At 64.2% G+C, this 3,602-nt stretch carries 4 protein-coding genes and 1 pseudogene; 4 read left to right on the top strand and 1 reads right to left on the bottom strand.

The features are described from left to right. Positions 1-351 (bottom strand): annotated as a pseudogene (locus EOA86_RS26805) (endonuclease III); the annotation flags it as partial. Between the two features lie 22 nt (positions 352-373). On the opposite strand from EOA86_RS26805, the gene EOA86_RS26800 reads away from it, so the two are divergent. From EOA86_RS26800 to EOA86_RS26785, 4 genes are all read left to right on the top strand, one after another. Then, positions 374-868 (top strand): DUF2244 domain-containing protein, encoded by a 495-nt coding sequence (locus EOA86_RS26800; protein WP_127208657.1) that lies wholly within the window; start codon positions 374-376, stop codon positions 866-868. 235 nt (positions 869-1,103) lie between these two features. Further along, positions 1,104-1,997 carry a methylated-DNA--[protein]-cysteine S-methyltransferase gene (locus tag EOA86_RS26795; RefSeq protein WP_128344458.1) on the top strand — a complete coding sequence of 298 codons (894 nt, stop codon included), beginning with the start codon at positions 1,104-1,106 and terminating at the stop codon, positions 1,995-1,997. Between the two features lie 204 nt (positions 1,998-2,201). After that, positions 2,202-3,113 carry a ribokinase gene (locus tag EOA86_RS26790; protein WP_128344456.1) on the top strand — a complete coding sequence of 304 codons (912 nt, stop codon included), beginning with the start codon at positions 2,202-2,204 and terminating at the stop codon, positions 3,111-3,113. Between the two features lie 5 nt (positions 3,114-3,118). After that, on the top strand, positions 3,119-3,602 hold a 484-nt coding region (locus EOA86_RS26785; RefSeq protein ID WP_245497380.1), incomplete at its 3' end, for an amidase family protein.

Here is a 3,602-nt window from a genome sequence, read left to right as displayed (position 1 = left end):
AAGCCCGACGGTGCGGATATACTCGCCGACCTTGGCCTCGCCGAGCGCCAGCATCTTTTGCGGCGTGTCGGCGACCTTGAACAGCGCCCGCGTTGCTTTGTTGACGCCGACATCGGTCGCCTGTGCCGAAAGCACCACCGCCACCAGCAGCGTGAAGGCGTTGACATGTTCGAGCTCGCCCTTCGGCTCGGGCCGCTGAACGGAAAAGCGTCGGAAAATCTCGTGCACCTCGGCCGGGCTGTAGGAGGACCGCACCGGCCGGGCACGCGGTTTGGCGTTCGCGCCGTCGCGTCGGCCGGGGAGCGGTTCATTTTTGGGTGTAGAGGAATTTTTGGGCTTGGGGCTCGTCATTCCCTTCCTATAATATCCCGTCATGAGCGACACAAACGCCTCATTTGAGGCCGACGAGCCATTCTTCCAGGCGTTGCTGATACCGCATCGGTCGCTGGGCAAAACCGGCTTTGCCATCCTGATGGGCGCTCTGCTGTTCGGCTCGCTGGTGACCGGAGCGTTTTTCCTGTCGCGCGGTGCCTGGCCGGTGTTCGGCTTCCTCGGTTTCGACGTGATTGCCGTCTACATCGCCTTTCGCGCCAATTATCGTGCCGCCCGCGCCCGCGAGGAAGTGTCAGTCTCGCGCACCAGCCTCGACATCCGCAAGACCGCGCCGTCAGGCAAATCGGAAGCGCATCGCTTCAATCCGTTCTGGGCGCGTTTTTCGGTCGCCCGCCACGCCGAGATCGGCATCACCAGGATGGCGGTAGAAGCACAAGGGCAGAATGTGCCGATCGGCGGTTTCCTCAATCCCGACGACCGCGAGAGCTTTGCGTCAGCCTTTTCGCGCGCCTTGGCGACCGCGAAAGCGCGCTGAGCAGACCGCCTCGTCCGCGAAATGGTCTTTCAGCAGCGATTGAGGCCGTCTCCAGTGCCTTGTCAAGACGGTGATTAGCAGCGTCTCCTTCTCCTTGGGGAGATGCACCTTTTAGCCAGCCATCATCGGCTCGTTCCCGAAGCCAATTCCATCTGGGGAAGAGCGGCAAGAAGGCAAGTTTCGGGTGGCGATCGGCGCCGCGAAGGCCGATATTCACGGCCAAGGAGATAGTCCCATGAACGCCCAAATGCCTCTCAAGAGGACAGCAGTCCTTCAGAAAGACATCACACCCGAAGGCGGTGACTACGAAGTTGTTCGGCGCGCGATCGAGAAGATCAGCCTTGACTACCGTGACCAGCCGTCGCTCGAAATACTGGCCGAGGAAGTCGGCGAGACGCCGACCGGCCTGCAGAAGCTCTTCACCCGCTGGGCCGGCCTGTCGCCCAAGGCCTTCCTCCAGGCTGTCACGCTAGACCACGCGCGCAAACTGCTCGATTCCGGCATGCCGCTGCTCGAGACCTCTTTCGAGGTCGGCATGTCAGGCCCCGGCCGGTTGCACGACCTTTTCGTCACTCACGAGGCGATGTCGCCGGGTGACTACAAGACCCGCGGCGCCGGGCTGACGATCCGATACGGCTACCACATCTCGCCCTTCGGCATTGCCCTGATCATGGTCACCGACCGTGGGCTTGCCGGCCTCGCCTTCAGCGATGCCGGCGGCGAGCGCGCGGCCTTTGCCGACATGTCCGCCCGCTGGCCGAACGCAACCTATGTCGAGGACATGGCCGCGACGGCGCCCTATGGCGCACGCATCTTCGACCCGGCACTTTGGCGCGCCGACCAGCCGCTGCGCGTCGTCTTGATCGGCACCGACTTTCAGGTCCGCGTCTGGGAGGCTCTGCTGCGCATTCCGATGGGCAAGGCCTGCACCTATTCCTCGATCGCCGCCCGCATCGGCGCACCGAGTGCCAGCCGGGCGGTGGGTGCCGCGGTCGGCGCCAATCCGATGTCCTTCGTGGTGCCGTGCCACCGGGCTCTCGGCAAATCAGGCGCGCTCACCGGCTACCACTGGGGCCTGACCCGCAAACGCGCCATCCTTGGCTGGGAAGCGGGACAGGTTGGTTCTTGATGAAACGCCCATAGATTCGGGCGCCAGCGCGCGAGTTCATGTCGCGCGGTCTGGCAAGCAGCGGCCTTACGGAGTAGCTTCCCGCGCAATTAGAGCGACGTGCGTCCATTCGGAAAGTACGCTCTAACACTTTCTACGCATCGTGCTTTCCAAAAATCGACTCCGATTTTCGGAAAGCACGATGCGTCAGCAGGGAGGCACCACTTGATAATCGTTATCGGCTCGATCAACCTCGATCTAATCGCCAATGTCGACCGCTTGCCCGCACCGGGCGAGACGGTTCGGGGCTCCGGCTTCACCACCGCACCCGGCGGCAAGGGCGCCAACCAGGCGCTGGCCGCGGCGCGCGCCGGCGCCAAAGTGCGCATGGTCGGCGCGGTCGGCAAGGACACCTTCGCCACTGAAGCGCTGGCGCTGCTGCGGGACGGCAAGATCGACCTGTCCGGTGTCGGCGAGACCTTCGCCTCGACCGGCACGGCATTGATCATGGTCGCCGACGACGGCGAGAACGTGATTGCCGTGGTGCCCGGCGCCAATGATTCGGTCGTGACAGGCGACCTTTCCAAGGCTTTCATGAAAAAGGGCGATGTCGTGCTGTTGCAGCAGGAGATCCCGCTTCAGACTGTCGAAGCAGCACTGGACGTCGCACGGGCGGCAGGCACCGTCACCGTGCTTAACACGGCACCATTCCGTGGCGAGGCGGCCGCCTTCCTCGGCAAGGCCGACTATGTCGTCGCCAATGAAACCGAATTCGACCTCTATGGCGAGGCGCTGTCGCTGAGCGGCCGTGATCGCCCGGCGCGGATGCGCGATTACGCCGGGAAGACCGGCCGCACAATCGTCGTCACGCTCGGCGGTGACGGCGTTCTGGCTGCCACGCCAGCCGATCTTCTAATGGTTCCGGCGCTGAAGATCACCCCTGTCGACACGGTCGGCGCCGGCGACACGTTTTGCGGCTACTTCGCCGCCGGGCTGTCATCCGGCCTGCCGCTCGATCAGGCGCTCGCCCGTGCCGCAGCCGCTGGTTCGCTGGCTTGCCTGAAACCCGGCGCCCAGCCGGCGATACCGCTGGCGAAGGAAGTCGACGCGGCACTACAAAATCCGCCAGCTAGGTAAGAGCCATGCGTCCGGCCACAAAACATGCCGTGCCGCCCGCCGGCGATATCTGCCGCCTGTCCGCCGTGGATCTTGCCGACGCGATCCGGCGCCGGCAGTTGTCGGTGCGCGAGGTGGTGGCGGCATTCCTCGATCGAGTCGACGAAGTGAACCCGCTGGTCAACGCCATCGTCTCGCTGCGCGAGCGCGGCGACATCCTGCGCGAGGCCGACAGGGCGGACAGCCATCTGGCGCGAGGAGGAGATGCCGGATCGCTGTTCGGCCTGCCGATCGCGATAAAGGATCTCGCGCAGACCAAGGGCCTCAGAACCAGCTTCGGCTCGCCGATCTTCGCCGATTTCGTGCCGCAGGAAGACGATTTCTTCGTCGAACGCGTCCGCAAGGCCGGCGCCATCATCATCGGCAAGACCAACGTTCCCGAATTCGGCCTTGGTTCCAACACCTACAACACCGTGTTCGGCCCGACGCTCAACGCTTTCGATCCGGCCC

It is taken from the genome of Mesorhizobium sp. M5C.F.Ca.IN.020.32.2.1, from assembly GCF_004023105.1.
Taxonomy (GTDB): Bacteria; Pseudomonadota; Alphaproteobacteria; order Rhizobiales; family Rhizobiaceae; genus Mesorhizobium; species Mesorhizobium wenxiniae.
This window is presented reverse-complemented; position numbering and strand designations above follow the sequence as displayed.

Bases quoted from the DNA above. Each gene is read 5' to 3' on its own strand.
- EOA86_RS26800 (WP_127208657.1), top strand. From the start codon at position 374: ATGAGCGACACAAACGCCTCATTTGAGGCCGACGAGCCATTCTTCCAG.
- EOA86_RS26795 (WP_128344458.1), top strand. From the start codon at position 1,104: ATGAACGCCCAAATGCCTCTCAAGAGGACAGCAGTCCTTCAGAAAGAC.